This window comes from Mesobacillus thioparans, from assembly GCF_965138835.1.
Lineage (GTDB): Bacteria > Bacillota > Bacilli > Bacillales > Cytobacillaceae > Mesobacillus > Mesobacillus thioparans.
The window spans coordinates 97,686-117,034 of record NZ_CBCSFH010000002.1 but is presented as its reverse complement, the minus strand read 5'-3'; the positions used below and the strand labels follow the sequence as shown (position 1 = coordinate 117,034).

General features: G+C 44.6%; 18 protein-coding genes. 16 read left to right on the top strand and 2 right to left on the bottom strand.

All coding sequences use genetic code 11. The annotated features are described in order from the left end of the window. Positions 1-37 precede the first annotated feature (37 nt). Positions 38-1,111, top strand: coding sequence for a thermonuclease family protein (locus tag ACNAZ4_RS05060; RefSeq protein WP_415813122.1), 1,074 nt, complete (start codon positions 38-40; stop codon positions 1,109-1,111). A 254-nt stretch (positions 1,112-1,365) separates the two neighbouring features. Here ACNAZ4_RS05060 and ACNAZ4_RS05055 read toward each other — a convergent pair whose 3' ends face one another. Beyond that, complete coding sequence (locus ACNAZ4_RS05055) at positions 1,366-1,530, bottom strand: hypothetical protein (RefSeq protein WP_415813121.1); 165 nt, start codon at positions 1,528-1,530, stop codon at positions 1,366-1,368. A gap of 130 nt (positions 1,531-1,660) precedes the next feature. Between ACNAZ4_RS05055 and ACNAZ4_RS05050 the strand changes: the two genes are divergently transcribed. After that, the gene (locus tag ACNAZ4_RS05050; RefSeq protein WP_415813120.1) at positions 1,661-2,914 is read left to right on the top strand and encodes an ATP-binding protein; all 1,254 of its coding nucleotides are present in this window, start codon (positions 1,661-1,663) and stop codon (positions 2,912-2,914) included. A 167-nt stretch (positions 2,915-3,081) separates the two neighbouring features. On the opposite strand, the gene ACNAZ4_RS05045 is transcribed toward ACNAZ4_RS05050, so the two are convergent. After that, a complete protein-coding gene (locus tag ACNAZ4_RS05045; RefSeq protein WP_415813118.1) occupies positions 3,082-3,924 on the bottom strand; it encodes an STAS domain-containing protein in 843 nt (280 codons plus the stop codon). A 250-nt stretch (positions 3,925-4,174) separates the two neighbouring features. Here ACNAZ4_RS05045 and ACNAZ4_RS05040 point away from each other — a divergent pair, with 250 nt between their 5' ends. The 14 genes from ACNAZ4_RS05040 to ACNAZ4_RS04975 all read left to right on the top strand — a co-directional run bounded on the left by ACNAZ4_RS05040 (position 4,175) and on the right by ACNAZ4_RS04975 (position 19,344). Continuing rightward, on the top strand, positions 4,175-5,320 hold the full coding sequence (locus ACNAZ4_RS05040; RefSeq protein WP_415813117.1) for an exonuclease SbcCD subunit D: 1,146 nt from the start codon (positions 4,175-4,177) through the stop codon (positions 5,318-5,320). Beyond that, entirely contained in the window at positions 5,317-8,454 is a 3,138-nt protein-coding gene (locus tag ACNAZ4_RS05035) for an SbcC/MukB-like Walker B domain-containing protein (protein WP_415813116.1), read from the top strand. Before ACNAZ4_RS05040 ends, ACNAZ4_RS05035 begins: the two co-directional genes overlap by 4 nt. A gap of 105 nt (positions 8,455-8,559) precedes the next feature. Continuing rightward, positions 8,560-9,621, top strand: coding sequence for a DUF3900 domain-containing protein (locus tag ACNAZ4_RS05030; protein WP_415813115.1), 1,062 nt, complete (start codon positions 8,560-8,562; stop codon positions 9,619-9,621). 130 nt (positions 9,622-9,751) lie between these two features. Continuing rightward, the gene (locus ACNAZ4_RS05025; protein ID WP_415813114.1) at positions 9,752-10,246 is read left to right on the top strand and encodes an NUDIX hydrolase; all 495 of its coding nucleotides are present in this window, start codon (positions 9,752-9,754) and stop codon (positions 10,244-10,246) included. A gap of 19 nt (positions 10,247-10,265) precedes the next feature. Next, positions 10,266-11,045, top strand: a complete 780-nt coding sequence (locus ACNAZ4_RS05020) for a class I SAM-dependent methyltransferase (protein ID WP_415813113.1) — start codon at positions 10,266-10,268, stop codon at positions 11,043-11,045. A 143-nt stretch (positions 11,046-11,188) separates the two neighbouring features. Then, positions 11,189-11,941: an SDR family NAD(P)-dependent oxidoreductase gene (locus tag ACNAZ4_RS05015; protein ID WP_415813112.1), complete on the top strand. Its 753-nt coding sequence runs from the start codon at positions 11,189-11,191 to the stop codon at positions 11,939-11,941. Positions 11,942-11,969: 28 nt separating this feature from the next. Next, complete coding sequence (locus ACNAZ4_RS05010) at positions 11,970-13,583, top strand: long-chain-fatty-acid--CoA ligase (RefSeq protein ID WP_415813111.1); 1,614 nt, start codon at positions 11,970-11,972, stop codon at positions 13,581-13,583. Between the two features lie 82 nt (positions 13,584-13,665). Further along, a complete protein-coding gene (locus ACNAZ4_RS05005) occupies positions 13,666-14,229 on the top strand; it encodes a TetR/AcrR family transcriptional regulator (RefSeq protein ID WP_415813110.1) in 564 nt (187 codons plus the stop codon). A 90-nt stretch (positions 14,230-14,319) separates the two neighbouring features. Continuing rightward, entirely contained in the window at positions 14,320-14,721 is a 402-nt protein-coding gene (locus tag ACNAZ4_RS05000) for an acyl-CoA thioesterase (protein ID WP_415813108.1), read from the top strand. Positions 14,722-14,766: 45 nt separating this feature from the next. Then, the gene (locus ACNAZ4_RS04995; protein WP_415813107.1) at positions 14,767-15,546 is read left to right on the top strand and encodes an SDR family NAD(P)-dependent oxidoreductase; all 780 of its coding nucleotides are present in this window, start codon (positions 14,767-14,769) and stop codon (positions 15,544-15,546) included. A 21-nt stretch (positions 15,547-15,567) separates the two neighbouring features. Further along, complete coding sequence (locus ACNAZ4_RS04990) at positions 15,568-16,359, top strand: enoyl-CoA hydratase/isomerase family protein (protein WP_415813106.1); 792 nt, start codon at positions 15,568-15,570, stop codon at positions 16,357-16,359. 17 nt (positions 16,360-16,376) lie between these two features. Next, a complete protein-coding gene (locus ACNAZ4_RS04985; protein ID WP_415813511.1) occupies positions 16,377-17,351 on the top strand; it encodes a quinone oxidoreductase family protein in 975 nt (324 codons plus the stop codon). A gap of 14 nt (positions 17,352-17,365) precedes the next feature. After that, positions 17,366-18,364 carry a phosphotriesterase family protein gene (locus ACNAZ4_RS04980; protein WP_415813105.1) on the top strand — a complete coding sequence of 333 codons (999 nt, stop codon included), beginning with the start codon at positions 17,366-17,368 and terminating at the stop codon, positions 18,362-18,364. 92 nt (positions 18,365-18,456) lie between these two features. Then, the gene (locus tag ACNAZ4_RS04975; protein ID WP_415813104.1) at positions 18,457-19,344 is read left to right on the top strand and encodes an MBL fold metallo-hydrolase; all 888 of its coding nucleotides are present in this window, start codon (positions 18,457-18,459) and stop codon (positions 19,342-19,344) included. Positions 19,345-19,349 lie beyond the last annotated feature (5 nt).

Sequence of the window (19,349 nt, the reverse complement as noted above, 5' to 3'; positions counted from 1 at the left end):
TTTGGTATAGTAGGAGGGATTAAAAGGGGGAGCAGCAGTGGATTACAAAAATACGACGAGAATATTACTTGCCATCTTTATGGCATATTTTATTTTGCCAAATCTTGTTTCAGCCCATAATGGTTCTCGAGATGAACTTGGGGGCCATTTCCGTAATTCGGATTGCAAGTATTTCCTGCACGAACCGACTGCACTGGCAAAAAGCGCTGGTAACATAGATGAACTGATTCGCCTGATCCAGGAGTATAGCAGCAATTCTGCTTGTGCCGCAGGCCTTGATGAAGGAAAAATCGATCTGGAAGGATTTGCTTTCCAGGGAGAAGGAAGTAAAACTTCAAAGCCAGCCAAAGTACCAATTCCTGCCGCACCACCTGCGAATGGCAAATTGCAGCTTGGCTCAGCCTATGAAGCTCAGTTGGCAAAGTGCACTGACGGCGATACCGCTGTTTTTACCATAAACGGGAAAGACTATAAAACTCGTTTTCTATACATTGACACACCAGAAAGCACAAAGACGACGGAGCCATTTGGACCAGAGGCAGCTGATTATACATGTTCCTTTTTAAAACAAGGGAAGATCATTCTTGAAACAGACGGATCCAGCCTGTTCGATAGATATGATCGTCTCCTAGCCTGGGTGTGGGTAGGGGACAAACTTCACCAGGAAGAGATTACGAAAGCTGGCCTGGTAGAAGACTTCTATGACTACGGAAATTATAAATACGAAAACCGGATTTGGGCAGCGATGGATTTTGCAAAAGAAAATGGGAAAGGAATGTACGCCGGAAAAGGTGATAAAAATTCCCCCAAAGACTCTGCAAACGATACACCGAAAGAACAGGAAAGCGAAAACGGGGAAGATACCAATCTTTTTGACGAGCTCAAATGTGGATTTGTAAGCGGCATTATATCCGCGCTGTTATTTTATCTGACCATCCCATTTAAGAAAGCTCTGGGAAAGAGGACACTGATCGCTCACCGAATGTGGAGTGAGAAATGGTGGCTTGACCTCTTGCTTGGCCTCCTCTACGCATTTTTGTGCTACATACCACTGCTTTTTTTGTTTGTAGAATTGCTTCATCTTTTCAAGAGTAAAAAGCGCAGACGGTGATGACGGACAAAATGATATTGAATGCTCGCGAAACTGTCCATCATCGGTGGCATGACGGACAAAAATCACTGGAATTCCGGAAAAACTGTCCATCATCGAGGGTATGATGGACAAAAAACTTTGGAATTCCGGAAAAACTGTCCGTCATCGAGGGTTGATGGACAAAAATCGCATGAACTCCAGAAAAAATGTCCGTCATCGCTATCATGACGGACATTTTTATAAACCAATAAAAGAACTTTCTACTAGTAAACTCATTTTTTTTTGTTATGATCCTGAGAAATGAGCATGTTCTCGATTTCTTCATTGGTCGGAGGTGTTTCTGGTTTCAGGAATTGGGTGAGTTTATCTATTTTTCTATGTAGTCTCACGACGTCAATTAAAATCAGCAGCAGCAGCGCAAGTATTATCCAAAGCATCGACATATCTCCCTTCTATAATTTCTAATATAAGGTAAATATCATGGAATGGATAGGCTAAAATGGATAAAGATTGCACTGGATCCTGGTTTATAATACTATTTTATTGACTATCTATGGTGGTGTTGCAGTGGAAATTACCAAGCATTTATTAATGAATCTATCGCTTCTTCTTGTCCTGCTATTTTTTACGCAGTTGATTATGGAGAGGCAAGTGAAAGAAGAGAGTCGACAAAAGCTTCAATTAGTTTATTTCGTCATTGCCATTTTTACATGTTATATTTTTTCGGTACACGTCCAGGATGGTGTCCGATTTGACCTTCGCCAGGTACCAATGATCCTGGGAAGTCTTTATGCAGGCTACAGCTTTTTGTTTGCAGGTTTAACCATCTTGATGAGAGGTCTTCTAGGAATTAATGATGGGTTTTGGATATCGGTAGTTGTCTTTATCACTCTTGCTTTCATTTTAAAATGGATGCGTCCATGGTTTAACCGGATTACCATCAACCAGCGTGTAGGTGTATCCATTATTTTGACTGTCATGTCTTCATTTGTGTTGATGCAAATGGTGACGGTTTTCAACCAACCTATAAGGCATCCCGAAGCCTGGATTAGCTTTATTTTGATCCCGGCCCTCACAAGTGGGCTGATCAGTTACTCAATTGAAACGATCAAACAATCATTGATTATTCGCCAGAGGCTTGCAAAGGCAGATAAAATTGAAGCCGTCAGCCATCTGAGTGCAGCAATTTCTCATGAAATCCGCAATCCGCTCACAACCGTGAAGGGATTCCTTCAGCTTCTCAGTGAACAGAATTATCCTGATGAAAAGAAGAAAGAATTCATTCATATTGCAGTTCAGGAACTGGATCGCGCAGAAGAGGTTATCAATGATTATCTTACCTTTGCCAGGCCTGCGTTTGAAAAGATCGAAGACATAGACATTGAAAAAGAATTGAATCACGTTCTTAATGTCCTGAATCCACTCGCTAACCTTAACGGCGTGGAGGTCAAGAAGAAGTATACTTCGGGTTTGACGATCTCAGGGGACCGATCGAAATTCCAACAGGCGTTCATCAATCTGATTAAAAATGGGCTTGAGGCGATGCCGGATGGAGGAGCACTCACTGTTCAAACCTTTCGTACAGGAAGTGTCATTCACATTATTGTAAGGGATACAGGAATTGGAATGACTAACGAACAAATCGCCCGACTTGGGGAACCATATTATACCACAAAAGGGCAGCAGGGAACTGGTCTGGGAATGATGGTGACCTTCAGTATCCTTCGTGTCATGAAAGGGAGAGCCGAAATCAAAAGCCAGGTTGACAAAGGCTCGACTTTCCATATCCGTTTTAATCATCTTGAGAACATTGAAGAGTAAGTTTCCTTCTTGAGGTATATTTTGCAGAATCTCCATTTTCGCTTGTTCAGGTTGATGCCCGCCATACTGCCGGTCTGGCGGGATACATGAATTGAATGATAGTAGAGACAAGCTGTTGAGGAGGTTAATCTTCCTGAAGAAAAAAGCCTGCCAGGTATGGCAGGCTTTTAACGTTGAAAGATCTTCCTGATGACATTTTGGAGATTGCCTTCGGTTGTAATCTCCGAAAATTTGATTCCAAGCTGCACCGCGGTTTGGGCAACTTCAGGCCGGATGCCTGTTACAATCGTACGGACTCCAATCAGCTTGAGAGCGTCCATTAATTTAAAGATTTCGTGGGCGACCATCGTATCTACCATCACGACTCCAGAAAGGTCGAGGATCAGTGTATTAATTTGGGCATCAATACTCTGCGTCAGTGTAGATTCCATTAACCCCCTAGCTCTGGTCGTGTCGATTTCCCCGATTAATGGCAAAAGACCGACTTCTCTTGTAAGCGTAATGACTGGTGCACTTAACTCCCTGATCAAAGTTGCCTGAGATGCCAGTCGGTTCATGAGAATTTCCATGAAAACGATGATAAAGGTTTCAAATACATAATCAAGTGTATAGTTCAGCTTTTTTTCCCAGGTAAAAACATCATCCAAGGTAATTTCCAAGTCCGTCTGGCTGACAAACTTTTGCACATACTCCCAATAGACACGGCGGAATACACCTGAATTCCAGGCAACTTCCGTCAAATCTGTTTTGGACTTGATCCTGTCCGCAGCGGTCTGGCTGGTCCATGCCGAAATGGTCTCTTTCATCTCTTCCTCAGTCTGGTTAAGCGACTTTGCCACTAGGCGTACGTAATTTGAGTTTTGTTCCTTCACCCTTTCCATGATTTCAGACGGTGCATAAGCGGAATAATCGGAGCCTGATATAATACGCTGACGCTTTAGCCAATCTTGAGTGAAGTCTGTTGCATTATCCACTAAAAACTGGTATAACGCTTCTGTTTTTTGATCCATTTCAATCCCTGCTTTATTTGTTATTGAATAACTCTATTCTTCAAGACTGCTGTCTAAAAGTCAAATTTTAATGTATTGCTTTTAATATAGAAGATGACTTGTTAAAATTACTCTAGAACACTAGTTCGTTTCTGTTTCCTTAATTTGAGTTCCCATTAAATTTTTGTGTTTGATATAATAGTAACATTCAAATTGCGCAGGACAAAATGAGAGATATAGATAAATAATTTTCAAGTGTGGGAGGATGAACATGAAATTTATCCATACAGGTGACTGGCATCTTGGTAAGCTTGTCCATGGTATTTACATGACAGAAGACCAGCGGGAGGTATTGAATCAATTTGTTGATCTTGTTGCTGAGGAACAGCCTGACGCAGTTGTGATTGCTGGCGACCTCTATGACCGATCTGTTCCGCCGACTGATGCAGTGGAGCTTCTTGATGAAGTTCTGTTCCGGATCAATGTCGAACTGAACACACCAATTGTGGCGATAGCCGGTAACCACGATAGTGCAGAACGTTTGTCATTTGGAAGCTCATGGTACCGCCATAATCATTTTTACCTTACTGGAAAATTGACGAATGATTTTAGCCCTGTACATATCAACGGGGTTAATTTCCATTTGATTCCGTACGCCGAACCTGGCGTAGTCCGTCACCTGCTTGGCGATTCTTCCATCCATTCGCATCAGGATGCGATGAAAGCAGTCATCGGTAAAATAGAAGAAAACCTGAACCCAAACGAAGCAAACGTTTTTGTCGGACATGCTTTCGTTCTTGGAGGGGACTCCTCTGATTCTGAACGCGCACTCTCGGTGGGCGGTTCTGGGTGTGTGACACAGGATTTATTTGAACCATTTTCGTTTACAGCTCTTGGGCACCTACACAGCCCTGATGCGATAAAGCATGATAAGGTCAAATATTCTGGCTCACTTTTAAAATACTCTTTTTCCGAAGCAAAACAGCGTAAATCCGTATCGATTATCGAAATGAATGAGAATGGAAGCTTCGATATCAGGTACAAGAGCCTCAAGCCGAAGCAGGATATGCGTGAATTAGAAGGGCATCTTGAAGAGCTTTTGGATCCTTCTTTTTATGAAAAAGAAGACACCATGGATTACTTGAAAGTAACTTTGCTGGATGATGGTGCAATGATTGACCCTATGGGCAAGCTGCGTCAGGTCTTTCCTAATGTCCTCCATCTTGAACGGAAAATCGAATCCATCGACCAGAAGCACAGGCTGCACTTCACCTCCATCCAGGAAGAGAAAAAGTCGGAGCTCGAGCTTTTTGAACAGTTCTACAAGGAAATGACGACGAGCGAATTCACCGAGGAGAAACGCGGAGTCATGACTGATGTGATTGGCAAAGTGTTAAAAGAGGAGGGACAAAAATGAAGCCTCTTAAACTGACAATGCAGGCTTTCGGTCCATATGCCGGAACGGAAACGATTGATTTCAAAGAGTTGGAAAACAGGACGATGTTTGTCATTTCCGGTAAAACTGGCGCTGGCAAGACAACGATTTTTGACGGAATCAGTTATGCGATTTATGGAAAGGCCAGCGGGGAGGACAGGAATGGCCCTGAATTGCGCAGCCAGTTCGCCGAAGATGATGTCCTGACTGAAGTCTCGCTCGATTTTTCCCTGCGTCAGAAGACATACCGAATCACCAGGTCCCCTCAACAGGAGCGGAAAAAGAAGTCAGGGGAAGGAACAACCACCGCCGGAGCAAAAGCAGAGCTCTATCTGATTGATGGAGATGGAGAAATGCAGCTGCTGGCTTCCAATGTTCGTGAAGCAGATGAAAAAATAAAAGAAATCATGATCATTGACAGCAATCAGTTCCGGCAGATCCTGATGATTCCGCAAGGGGAATTCCGGAAGCTGTTGACGTCTGACAGCAAAGAAAAGGAAGTCATCCTGCAAAGGTTATTCCATACTGAAATTTATAAAAGAGTGGAAGATAAATTAAAAGAAGAAGCAACCCTTTTAAAAAAGACGGTCGAGGACCAGGTAGAAAAAAGGAACGCTCATCTGCGAGGCATTAAAGCAGTTGAAAACGAAGAGCTCAAAGAACTAGTTGATGCCGGAAGCGTGAATGATGTCCTTATTCTTCCGCTTTTGCAAAACGAAATAGACGCTATGGAGAGCAAGCTTCAAGAGCTTGCCCAAGGCCGGGAATTGCTCCAAAAAGACCGCGATCAAATGCAGCAGCGCTTGTTCGAAGCCGAGGCTACTTTGAAACAGATTCAATCCCTTGAAACCTTGACAACCGCAAAGGAAAAGCTTGAATCCCAAGAAGCCTTGTTTGCAGAAAAAGAAAAGCAAACGGTACTCGCGAAAAAAGCTGCGCTGCTCGATGCCCAGGAACAGCTTTGCCACAGGTTGAAAGCAGATTTGGATTCAATTACGAACCAGGTCTCACAGATTACCCAGCGAATTGGACTTCTATCAGCAAAACTGAACGAGGCTGAACAGGAACACCAAAGACAAATTGAACGTGAACCTGAGCGGAAGGCCGCCGCAGAACAAATGAACCGGCTCGAGAATATGAGAGAAGAGGTACTGGCATTCGACAGTATCGATTCTATGGTTAAGGAAATGAAAGCATCCCTCGAATCCAAAAAACACGACCTTGAAAAGGGTGAACATACCCTGAATACAGCAGAAGAGCGTCTAAAGGTCTTGCAAATCGAGAAAGAAGAGGCGGAAAAGGCTCATTTCACTTATCTTGAGAATGACCGGCAATTAGAAAAGCTGCTTCGGGAAATGGACAAGCTGTTAAAATTTAAGAACCACACCCAAAAAACGCTTTTAGCTCAAAAGAACTTTGAAACAAGCAAAGGACGACTTACCCAGGCTGTTTCTCATTTTAACGACGGAAGAACCGCAGCTGAAGAACTGGATCAACGATGGCTGCATTCCCAGGCTGCTGTTTTGGCCGGGAAGCTGCAGGGTGGCAGTGCCTGCCCGGTGTGCGGGTCCGAACATCATCCTGTACCAGCAAAAGCAAGTGAAGGCTTCATCCCAACCGAAGAGGACTTAAAGGCTGCACGTGAGCAGGTTTCCCGTCTCGAGAAAGAAAAGAGCACTGTTGAAAAAGCATTTATTGAAGCAGAGACAACACTAAGATCCTTGAACACAACTGGAGAAGAACTGATGACTGAAATCATTGGTTTCCGTCCTGGATTCGAGGAAGACCAGCTCCCGGATGTCATCCTCATGACAGAAAGTGATATTGAAAAGCTGAAAAAGGAACAGAATCAACTTTCCATAAAATATAAGGAACTTGAAAAAATTAAAGCGGAGATCAAGAGATTTGATGCTGGCAGGGAAAACTTGCAAAAGCAATTGAAAGAACTAGAAGATGATTTCCAAAAGCTGATCATCCAGTATACCGAAAAGAAGACTACGCTCCAGAGAATGACAGAGAAAATACCGGAAGAACTCCGATCATTGCAAGCATTCGAAGCTAAGCTGAAAATGGCAGAAAAACAGCAGAAACAGCTTGAGCAGGAACTGGAGCAGGCCCGAAAGAACTTCCAGGATTCCAGGGAATTTTTAGGGTCGGAGAAAGCCCGTCTTGAAGAAGCTGAAAAGCGCTTGAAAGAACTCGAAGCAAAGCTGGCTGAAGAACGGGAAACATTCAAAAATAACATGACAGCCCAGGGATTCGAAAATTATCAGGCATACCACCAGTCGAAGATCCCGGAACAGGCAATCCTGCAACTTGAAACGGAAGCAAGAAATTATCGTGAAGAAGTGAGATCTGTCAGGGACCGATTTACAGAACTCTCGGAAATATTGAAGGATGTTAAAAAGCCTGATATGGAAACACTTCAAACTAGTTTTGCAGCGCTGAATAAAAAGATTAAAGAAGCGGATGAGTCATATCAGGATTTGAATCTAAAAAAACGTGATAATCAGTCTATTCTTAAACAAGTTGTCTCATTAAATGAACAAATGAAGCAGCTTGAGGAAAAATACAAACTGGTCGGCCACCTATATGAAATTTCCAAAGGACAAAACACATACAGAGTTACATTTGAACGATTCGTACTTGCTGCTTTCCTCGATGATATCCTTCGGGAGGCAAATGTCAGGCTGCACAAGATGACGAGCGGCCGCTACAGATTATTAAGGAAGACGGACCGTTCTAAAGGCAATGTCCAAAGTGGCCTGGAATTGCTGGTACTTGATGCTTACACAGGGCAGGAAAGGCATGTCAAAACCCTTTCAGGCGGTGAGAGCTTCAAGGCAGCACTCTCCCTGGCACTGGGCCTTGCGGATGTGGTACAGAATTACGCAGGAGGAGTTTCGCTTGAGACGATGTTCATCGATGAAGGATTCGGAACGCTAGATCCAGAATCGCTCGATCAGGCTATCGAAGCATTGATCGATATCCAGAGCAGCGGACGCCTAGTCGGCATCATATCCCACGTTCCAGAACTAAAAGAACGAATTGATGCAAGGCTGGAGGTTATCTCCACACAAACAGGAAGCAAGACTCAATTTGTGTTAATGAATTAACCGAGATTACAGCATCTTGAAATAGGTGCTGTATTTTCACGCTTAAAGGAAAGTCCAAAAAATTGATAGAGCAGTCATCAAATATAGTCAGCAGGGAGTTAAATCATGGAATTTGAAGTTCAATACCTTTCATTCTACGTTGTACAGGTAGAAGGCAAAGGCGAGCAGGCAGATAAAAGGTACAAGCATTTCCAGACATTGAATGAGGCAGAGTATGAAAGTAGTCCTTTGAAAGACTTCCTGGATGGTGAATTCACAAAAATCGTCAAACGAAAGGTCGAACGCCATCCGAAAACAGATGAAGTTCCGACAAAGATCGGCTACTTCATTGTTGAGGAAGGTCATGACCTTACCTCAAACCCAAACTATAATCTCTTTCACCGTGCCCGGTTTGCGGAATCTAAGGAGGATTTCCAGCAGGAGAGTGAAAAATTCGCGATTGCCTATGTGGATACAAGCGCTGTCCGTGGAGGTGCATTCATTGTAGCAAGGGCAAAGCTTCGTAAATATTTTGATGACGCCTTTGTGTTCATCCTGAAATGTGATTTCGAACCAAAAGTAGCTTCCATCTCTGATGAGTCCACCCTGATCCGCCAGGTTGAAATGGCCATTACGACGAAGAATATGAAGTCAATCCAGTATCCTTTCATGCCTGAAGAAGGCATGATCCAGGATAATGAACTGAAAATCAACCAATCTTCTCATGCCCGTTATTTTGAGGATTTCCTGAAATTTGTTGAATACGGCCAGTCGATGCCCGAAATCGTAAAAACTCAAGTCATCGAGATGGTGCGCGGACACATGGAGGAAACCTTCGAGCCGGAAAGTGAAGAGAGGGAGCAGCTCGAAAACGCCATGGAAATCTGGGCTGCCAGCGAAAAACGGGAGCTGCAGGAGCGGTTTGAACCTGAACAAGTCATCGAGGCTGCCGCGCAGCTAATCGAGCATACACCCGAGCTCGAATTGAAGATGAAGCTTGACCATGTATCAGTAAAAGGGCTGCTTGCAGACTATGGTGACAGCATTCACCTGGCAAAATTAAATGGAAAATATGTCTTAATGATTGAAGCCGATACGGTCACCTTTGAAAAAGGCTTTTCTCCAGTCGAATTTGCAAAACCTGATGAAATCGGCACAGTAGTTGAAAGAATCAGGCAAAAAGGCTAAACATAAATCCATTAGATTCTTAGGGCATCGATGATTCGATGCTCTCCTTTTATATTGTCAACCATTCCATTTTATGGGTATACTTGGTAAGCAGGTTAATAGTATTAAAGTTAGTAAGAGGTGGCACAGGTTGGTCTCTACATATGTGAATTGGGGAGAGTCGAGAGTGAAATTGACATGGAAAGAAACTAACCAGCTGCCACCGGTGAAATTGATCACCAGTGTCCACGGTTTTTGCTTTCTTGAAAATAAGCTGCTGTTGGTAAAGCTGAAACACCGAGGCTGGGATATGACAGGTGGACATATAGAACCGAATGAGTCTCCCGAGGAATGTTTCAGGCGGGAGACGATGGAAGAGGCCTATGTGGCAGGAGACTGCAGCCTGCTGGGCCATGTGATTGTAGACCATAGTCAAAATCCTCAATGGAACGAAAATAGTCCATATCCAAAGATTGGTTTCCAGGTGTTTTACTCAATGGACATTACTGAAGTCTATGATTTTGACGCAGGATTTGAATCTACTGAACGGATTTTTATCGATCACAATAGGGTGCAGGAGTATTATCCAGGCTGGCATAAACTCTATGAACATGTTTTAGGTTGTGTCAGGAAAAAACGAAACTAAGATAGTTAGGGTGATAGGTATGGATGCAATTAAACAAAATAGCAGGGCCTGGGACAAGAAGGTCGAAGAAGGATCGGTTTATACTAAGGCAGTATCAAAAGAGGTGATCGAAAGGAGTCGTGCAGGCGATTGGGAAATCACCGTAACTACCGGAAAGCCGGTTCCGCGAAGCTGGTTTCCAGATTCTCTGGCAGGATTAAAGATTCTTTGTCTTGCTTCAGGCGGCGGACAGCAGGGGCCAGTTTTGGCAGCAGCTGGAGCTGATGTAACGGTTGTCGACACTTCTGCAAAACAGCTGGAACAGGATGAATTCGTTGCAAAAAGGGATGGACTTAACCTGAAGACTTTGCAATGCAGTATGACCGATCTTTCGGCATTCAACACTGAGGAGTTTGACCTCATCGTCCATCCTGTGGCCAATGTTTTCGTAGAAGATGTAAGACAAGTCTGGACCGAAGCATCAAGAGTGTTGAAAAACAAAGGGACACTCATATCTGGATTCACTAATCCACTTCTTTTCATTTTTGATGATGAAGAAGATATTAAAGGAAATCTTGTAGTAAGCAACAAAGTTCCTGGTTCTTCCCTGGACAACCTTTCAGACAATGAAAGAGCTAATTATATTGAATTGGGAAATACGATAGAGTTCTTTCATACACTTGAGGACCAAATACAAGGGCAAATTGATGCAGGCCTGATGATTACCGGGTTATACGAAGATGATTTCGGAGGCAGAAGGCCGCTGGATGAGTATATAAAATGCTTTGTCGCTACAAAAGCTGTTAAATTGAATGGATGACTTATTTTGCCGCCTCGGATTTAACCGGGCGGCATTTATTTTTAGAATATTTAGACTAATAGTTGAATATTTCAATATAAACGTTATAATAAAATTAAAATACATACCGACCGGTTAGTAGATTGATATTAAGGGGGAAGTTAATGAGATTAGCCAACAAAACAGCCATCATTACAGGCGGTGCCAGCGGAATTGGCCGTTCAGCCGCTATGATCTTCGCTAAAGAAGGAGCAAAAGTTGCCATCGCAGACCTAAATATTGAAGGTGGGAGGGAAACAGTTAAGCTGATCGAGGAACAGGGCGGCACCGCTTTTTTTTACGAAATAAATGTAAGCGATTCCAGACAAATGAAAAATCTTATATCAGCGACTGTGGATTGTTACGGACAGCTGGATATCCTCTTCAATAATGCCGGCATCGGACACCCGGATGTTAAGAGTGTCGATCTTGATGAAGAAGAGTGGGACCGCATCATTGATATCAATCTTAAAGGTGTCTTTCTAGGTATAAAACACGCAGTCCCACAATTAAAAAAGTCAGGCGGCGGTGCATTCATCAATACGTCAAGCCTGCTTGGGCTCAAAGGCCAGAAATACCTCGCTGCCTATAATGCATCGAAAGCAGGAGTGGTTCTGCTGACTAAAAATGCAGCACTGGAATACGGACGGGACAACATTCGCGTAAATGCCATTGCACCAGGGGTCATCGATACACAAATCATCGAAGGCTGGAAGAATGATGAAAAGAAATGGCCGATCATTTCGAGGGCAAATGCACTGGGAAGAATCGGCACACCAGAAGAGGTTGCGAACGCAGTCCTGTTCCTTGCCTCTGATGAAGCATCTTTTATTACTGGTGCGACGTTGTCAGTCGACGGCGGTGGGCTGACATTTTAGCATATAATCCATGAATGGAGGAATAGAAATGAGCGAGAAAAACGTCTGGTTTTCCAAATACCCTGACTCCATTGCAACCACTATCACTATGCCTGAAAAATCTTTGCCGGAAATGCTCCGTGAATCTGCAGAAAAGTACCCTCAAAACAACGCACTTTCGTTTTATGGCAGGAAAATCAGCTATGAACAATTATTACAAAGTGTCACCCATTTCGCATCAGCCCTTCAGAACAGAGGTGTAGAATCTGGTGACAGGGTGGCGATCATGCTGCCAAACTGTCCTCAATATGTTATTTCTTACTACGGCACATTGACAGCCGGGGCAGTCGTTACTCAGGTCAATCCAATGTCTGTGGAACGAGAGCTGGAGTACATCCTGAATGATTCCGGCGCAGAAACAATTGTCGTTTTTGATGCACTTTATCAAAAGGTCAAAAGTGTGCAGGCCTCGACCAACCTAAAGAATATTATTGTCGCGAGCCTCCAGCCTTCTGAGCATGATTTTAATCCTGACACAAGGTTTGAAGCTTTTCTATCAGAAAGCAGCGGCAGGACCTCTGTGGTGGATGTGGACCCTGCAGAGGATGTGGCTGTATTGCAATATACGGGCGGAACGACAGGAAGGTCCAAAGGTGCCATGCTGACACATCAGAATCTTCTTGCCAATGTGCTTCAGTCACATGAATTTTTCAAGCATGATATTAAATTGGGAAAAGAGCGTTCTTTGACAGTCATTCCGTTATTCCATGTTTTTGGCATGACCGCTTGTATGAATCTATCAATTTATACGGGCGCCGAAATCATTTTGCTGCCACGTTTTGACCTGGAAGAAGTACTTAATACGATTAAAAATGAGCAGCCGACGATGTTCCCTGGAGTACCGACTATGTATGTTGCGATCACCAACCACCCAAAAGCGGAGGAATATGGAATCGGCAGCATTGAAATTTGCAACAGCGGAAGTGCTCCCATGCCGGTTGAGCTGCTGCGTGAATTCGAAAGGAAAACCGGATCGAAAATCCTGGAGGGCTACGGCCTTTCCGAAGCATCGCCAACGACGCATTGCAATCCAAGCTTTGCCGAGAGGAAGCCTGGAAGTGTCGGAATCGGCATGCCATCAACTGAGTACAAGGTTGTCGACCTGGCTACTGGGACAGAAGAAGTACCAGTCGGAGAACTTGGAGAAGTCATTATTAAAGGTCCACAGGTTATGAAGGGTTACTGGAATATGCCTGAGGAAACAGCAAGCACCTTGAGAGATGGCTGGTTGTATACAGGAGATATCGCAAGAGTTGATGAGGATGGCTATCTGTCTATTGTCGACCGAAAAAAAGACATGATTATCGCAAGCGGCTATAATATCTATCCTCGTGATATCGAGGAGGTACTCTATGAGCATCCCGCCGTTCAGGAAGCTGTAGTCATCGGGATTCCTGATGAATATCGAGGGGAAGCCGTAAAAGCCGTCATCGTCCTGAAGGCAGGCAAGGATACCGATGAGGGAGCGATCAAGGAGTTTTGCCGAATGAACATGGCAGCCTATAAGGTGCCAAACGTAGTTGAATTCCGTGAACAGCTGCCTAAAACAAGTGTTGGGAAGATATTGCGCAGGGCTCTGAGAGATGAATTATTAAAAAGTTAATATCTCCAGGGAACTTGATGGGACAGGGGGTAAAATATGGTATAATTTCTGTGCAGACTAGTAGGATCGCGAGGATATCAAAATGAAAGAAAAAATAACTGAGTACAGCATAAAATTATTCGAGAAAAAAGGCTTCAGTGAGACATCCATCCAGGATATCGTGGACTCAATTGGAGTCACAAAGGGGTCTTTCTATTATTATTTTTCCAGCAAAGAAGAGCTGCTGATGGATATCCACCTGAGATATATAGACGAATTGCTTGGCCGTCAGGAACAGATATTGGCAGAACCGTCGACAAGCAAACAAAAATTGTTTGACATCGTCTATATGCTAATCAGCAGCATTAAAACAAGTGGGGCATCTGCAAAGATTTTCTTCAGGGAGATGCGTCATTTAAGCGATTCCAGACTGGCCCTGATTGTCGCCAAGCGGGATGATTTCCGTCTTAACGTCGAACGGCTGGTTCGGGAAGGAATCGAAAATGGAGAATTCCGAAAGGATTTAAACCCTGTTATTGTTACGTTTGGGATCCTCGGCGCTGCCAACTGGAGTTATCAGTGGTTCAATCCGGATGGAAAGGTATCTGACAGGGAAGTAGCGGAGATATTTGTCGAAATGATCTTGAAGGGAATAGAGGTCAACTGAAGAATAAAGTTAGGAAGAGGCTAGTTTTAGGCTCTTCCTACACCCTTTACATACCAACCGGTCAGTAGGAAGAAAGGGGAGGAGAAAAGAATGCAGGAAATTCAAGTCCAGGCTCGTTTTGGCGAAACGGACGCCTTAGGCCATATTAACAATACCAGCTATTTTGTCTATCTTGAAGAAGCAAGAATCCGCTTTTTCGAATCATTGGGCTACAGCATGGAATTGGATGAGTGGAAATTCATCCTAGCATCGACCAAATGCGATTTTGTCAGCCAGGGTTACTTTGACCAGCTTTTGATCGTGAAAACATATGTGTCAAGGATTGGTTCAAAAAGCTTCCAACTGGAGCATGACATCGTCTGCTCGCAAACCAATGAGCTGATCGCAAAGGGAAATGCCATCATTGTGTATTATGACTTTAAAAATCAACAGAGCGAAGCCTTGCCAGAATTGCTTAAAGAAGGTTTAAAAAGCTATTTTTTGTCCGCCTAAAATTCAGAAGATTTTGTAATCTATTTAAATCTGGAGGTGACAGGAATGAGGTTTACAGAAACTGTAGCACTTATTACAGGAGCTGGCAGCGGTATTGGAAAGGCGGCTGCTTCCCGACTGGCGGCAGAAGGGGCAAAGGTGATTTTGGTCGGGAGGACAAAATCAAAGCTTGAAGCAGCAGCTAAAGAAATAAACAAAGCACATAAACTTCCAAGAGCAGAAATCTTCTCTGCCGATGTGACTGATGAAGAAGATATCAAGGAATTAGCTGACTATGTCCGGGAGCAATTTGGAGACCTGCACGTGCTGGTTAACAATGCGGGCGGCTCGGTCCATTCGAAAATCATGGACACCTCGGCAAGCGACTGGGATTTTGTTCAAAATACGAATCTTAGAAGTGTCTTTCTTGTTTCCAAAATACTTGGTGACTTGATGGCGAATAATGCTGACAAAGAAAAAGAGCATAACCATAGCCGTTCGATCGTGAACGTTGCCTCGTTGTCGGGACACCAGGCGGGGGCACATATTCCTCATTATAGTGCCGCAAAAGCGGGTGTCATCAATTTTACAAGGGCATTGGCTCTGGAATTGTCTCCATTCGGGATCAGGGTCAACTCTGTATCTCCTGGTTTTGTGGAAACGCCATTAACGGAGGAAGGATTGAAGAATGAACAATTCGTGAAGGCGATTAGGAAGAATACTGCGTTGAAACGAGCCGGCAGACCGGAAGAAATCGCAAGTGTCATTGCTTTTCTGGCATCTCAAGAGGCATCTTACATGACGGGTTCAGATGTCCTTGTCGACGGCGGATGGTTAATCAAGTAAAAATAAGAAAGGGTGAACGAATTGACAAATGTAAAAACAAGCAACCATTTAATTGTAAACAGAAGCGGAGCGGTTCTTTCATTGACACTTAACAGGGCTGAGAGCCTGAATGCTTTCAGTCCGGAAATGATTCTCGGATTGAAAGATGAAATCAGGAAAGCCCAGGAGGACCCTGATGTAAAAGTAATCGTCCTGTCTGGCTCCGGCCGGTCCTTCAGTGCCGGAGGAGATGTTAAGACAATGGGACAGGCAAATGCCGTTGGCGTTTATGACCATATCGGCAAATTGAATGAATGCATTCTCACCATCAAGGAAACAGAGAAGCCAATTATCGCTGCAGTACATGGGTTTGCTGCCGGCGCTGGATTCAACCTGGCATTGGCTTGCGATTTGATCATCGCCGCAAGCGACAGCAAATTTGCCTTGAGTTTCTCCCAGGTTGGGCTGGTCTCTGATGGCGGTGGGTCCTATTTTATCCCGAGACTGGTTGGACCGCACCTGGCAAAACAATTTATGTTTACTGCAGAACCTATTCCAGCAGAACGCTTGTACCAGCTCGGAGTCATCAACTACCTGGTGCCGTTGGAAAACCTACAGGAAGAAACGTTTAAACTGGCCGGTAAGCTTGCCAAAGGACCAACTCGGACGTATGGCATGATCAAGAAGCTGGTGGATCATTCTATGACCGCTTCTTTAGAGGAAATCCTTGAGCAGGAACGGATTACCCAGACGATGATGGTTTCAACAGAGGACCATCAAGAAGGAATCGCAGCTTTTAAGGAAAAACGGAAACCAAACTTTACAGGCAACTGAGGAGGCTGAAGCTTATGATGAAAGCAATTCAATTTACAGAATACGGCGGACCGGAAGTACTGCATACCGTGGAACTGGACCGGCCAATGCCAAAAGGGCAGCAAGTCCTGATTGAAATCCATGCCATTGGCGTTAACTATGCCGACACCGCACGAAGGGAAGGCCAGTATGTCGTTCCTACTAAACTGCCATTTATTCCTGGTGCAGAGATTGCCGGTGTAGTAGTTGAAGCTGGGGAAGCAGTTACAAATGTAAAGCCAGGTGACCGCGTTGTGACGCTGATTGAATCTGGAGGCTATGCTGAGTATGCTCTGGCCGACAGCCGCGGGCTGATTCCTTTGCAGGATAATATGGATTTTGAGCAGGCAGCTGCACTTCCTCTGCAGGGGTTAAGCGCCTATCACATTCTTAAAACGATGGGTCGGCTGGAAAAAGATGAAACCGTTTTAGTCCATGCAGCAGCCGGTGGTGTAGGCACTCTGGCAGTCCAGCTTGCCAAGCTATTAGGCGCTGGCAAAGTAATAGCAACCGCTAGCAATCAGGAGAAACTGGCGCTCGCAGTTGATATGGGAGCGGATGTCACGATAAATTATACCGAACAGGGATGGGAAGAAAAGGTTCTGGAAGCGACCGGAGGCAAAGGGGTGGACGTCGCCCTCGAAATGGCTGGCGGCGAGATCTTCAATAAGACGCTGAAATGTCTTGCAACATTTGGCCGGCTTGTCATCTATGGCGTTGCCAGCGGAGAGCAGAGCAGGTTTTATCCTTCATCTTTGATGGCCAGGAACCAATCTGTCATTGGGTTTTTCCTGCCGCAGATCATGAGGAAGCCGGCATTGATCCAATCGAGCATGGCAGAAATGCTCGGGTATTTAGCAGAAGGGAATCTAAAGCTGACAATCGGTGGTGTTTACCCGCTCGAACAGGCTGCAGAAGTCCATCGTCTTTTACAATCACGGCAAACGAAAGGCAAGCTGATACTAAAACCTTAAAGGAGTGCAACAGTATGTCAATGATCAATACGGTAACAGGTCCAATCAATGCAGAGCAGTTGGGAAAGACTTTGATTCATGAACACTTTATCTTTGGCTATCCAGGCTTCCAGGGAGATGTGACGCTGGGTGCCTTCAATGAGGAAGCCGCTTTGGAAGAAGCAATCACCATTGCACGGCACATGCAGAGCTTTGGTGTTCAGACTGTCGTGGATCCGACCCCTAATGAATGTGGCAGAAATCCGATATTTTTAAAGAAAATAGCTGAGGCAACTGGTCTCCAGATCATTTGTGCTACCGGCTATTATTATGAAGGTGAGGGGGCTACTCCTTATTTCAAATTTAGGCAGGCGTTAGGTACTGCAGAAGAAGAAATCTATGAAATGTTCAAGAAAGAGCTGACCGAAGGCATTGCCGGTACTGGAATCAAGCCAGGAGTCATCAAACTGGCTTCAAGCAAAGACGAAATCACCGAATACGAAAAGATGTTCTTCCGTGCGGGCGCGCGCATCCAGCAGGAAACAGGTGCTGTCATCCTGACCCACACACAGGAAGGTACAATGGGTCCCGAACAGGTTCGGCTATTGATCGAAAATGGAGCCGATCCAGGAAAAATCATCATTGGCCATATGTGCGGCAATACCGATCCTGAATATCATAAGCAGGTGCTTGACCAGGGTGTAAGGATCGGCTTTGATCGCTTTGGCATCCAGGGGATGGTAGGAGCACCGTTCGATCAAGAGCGGGTGCAGACACTTCTTCCCTTGCTTAATGCAGGATATGAGGACCAGATCCTACTCGCCCATGATACTGTGAATATCTGGCTGGGCCGTCCTCCTGTCATGCCTGAACAGGCTGCAAAAATCATGGAGAACTGGCAGCCAGGACATATTTTCACCAACATCCTGCCGCAGCTGAGGGAAAACGGAGTGTCCGAGACACAAATCGATAAGATGCTTGGCGGAAATGCAGTTGGGTTATTCAAGGGATCTGCCGTAAAAGTAATTTCCTAGAATACTTTGATTCTATAAGAAAGGGGCGATGACCTATCAAAAAAATCATACCACTTACTCTGGATTCGCCTTTTTCTGAAGGAATCGTTGTCGTGTACGCTGTTCTTGGTGAAACAGCAACACTCATCGATACGGGCAACCCGGGTGAGAAATCCTTTTACCAGCTCAAATCTCTCTTAAAAGAACATAAACTGACATTTAGCGATTTTGATCATATGGTTGTTACGCATATGCATACTGACCATTCTGGCGGTGTCAGTCTGATTCAAGAGGAAGCCGGACTCCCGGTGTATGTTCATGAGCTGGCCGAACCAGTGATCACCGGAGGCGAAACAGAGTTTAATAGAATGAACGATTTTTTTAATGATTTCATCAAACAGTGTGGAGCAGACCCTTCGGTTCATCAGCATGCCCGTAAATACAAAGACGAAACCTGGCGTGATGTCCATTATATTAGCGAAGGGGAAGAGGTTTACATAGGAGGAAAGCCTTACAGGGTCCTGCATGTTCCCGGTCATAGCCAGACAGATATCCTGCTGATAAATGACCTACAAGGGTTTACATTTGTTGGCGACCATATCATCCCGGAGCTCGCAGTTAATGCTTTTATTGAGCCTCCACCACCTGGAGAGAAAGAACGCCCGGCACCATTGATCCAATATAGGGAATCATTGCGTCGGTCCAGAGACCTACAGCTCGGAAAGTGTTACTCCGGACATGGAAAACCTTTCACGGGGCATATAGAACTGATTGATAAAAGGTTAGCCCAACACGACGCTCGCTGCCTGCAGATCCTTCGACTGCTGAAGCAGCGGGAAAAGAATGTTTACGAGATTTGCCAGGAAGTCTACCCGCATCTTAAACGGTCGATTGTTTTTCTCGGACTCTCGCAAATCCAGGGGCATCTCGATTTGATGGAAGCACAAAATGAGGTGATGAAAGAGCAACGAGACGCCATTTTTTATTATCGATTGCTGTGAAGTCG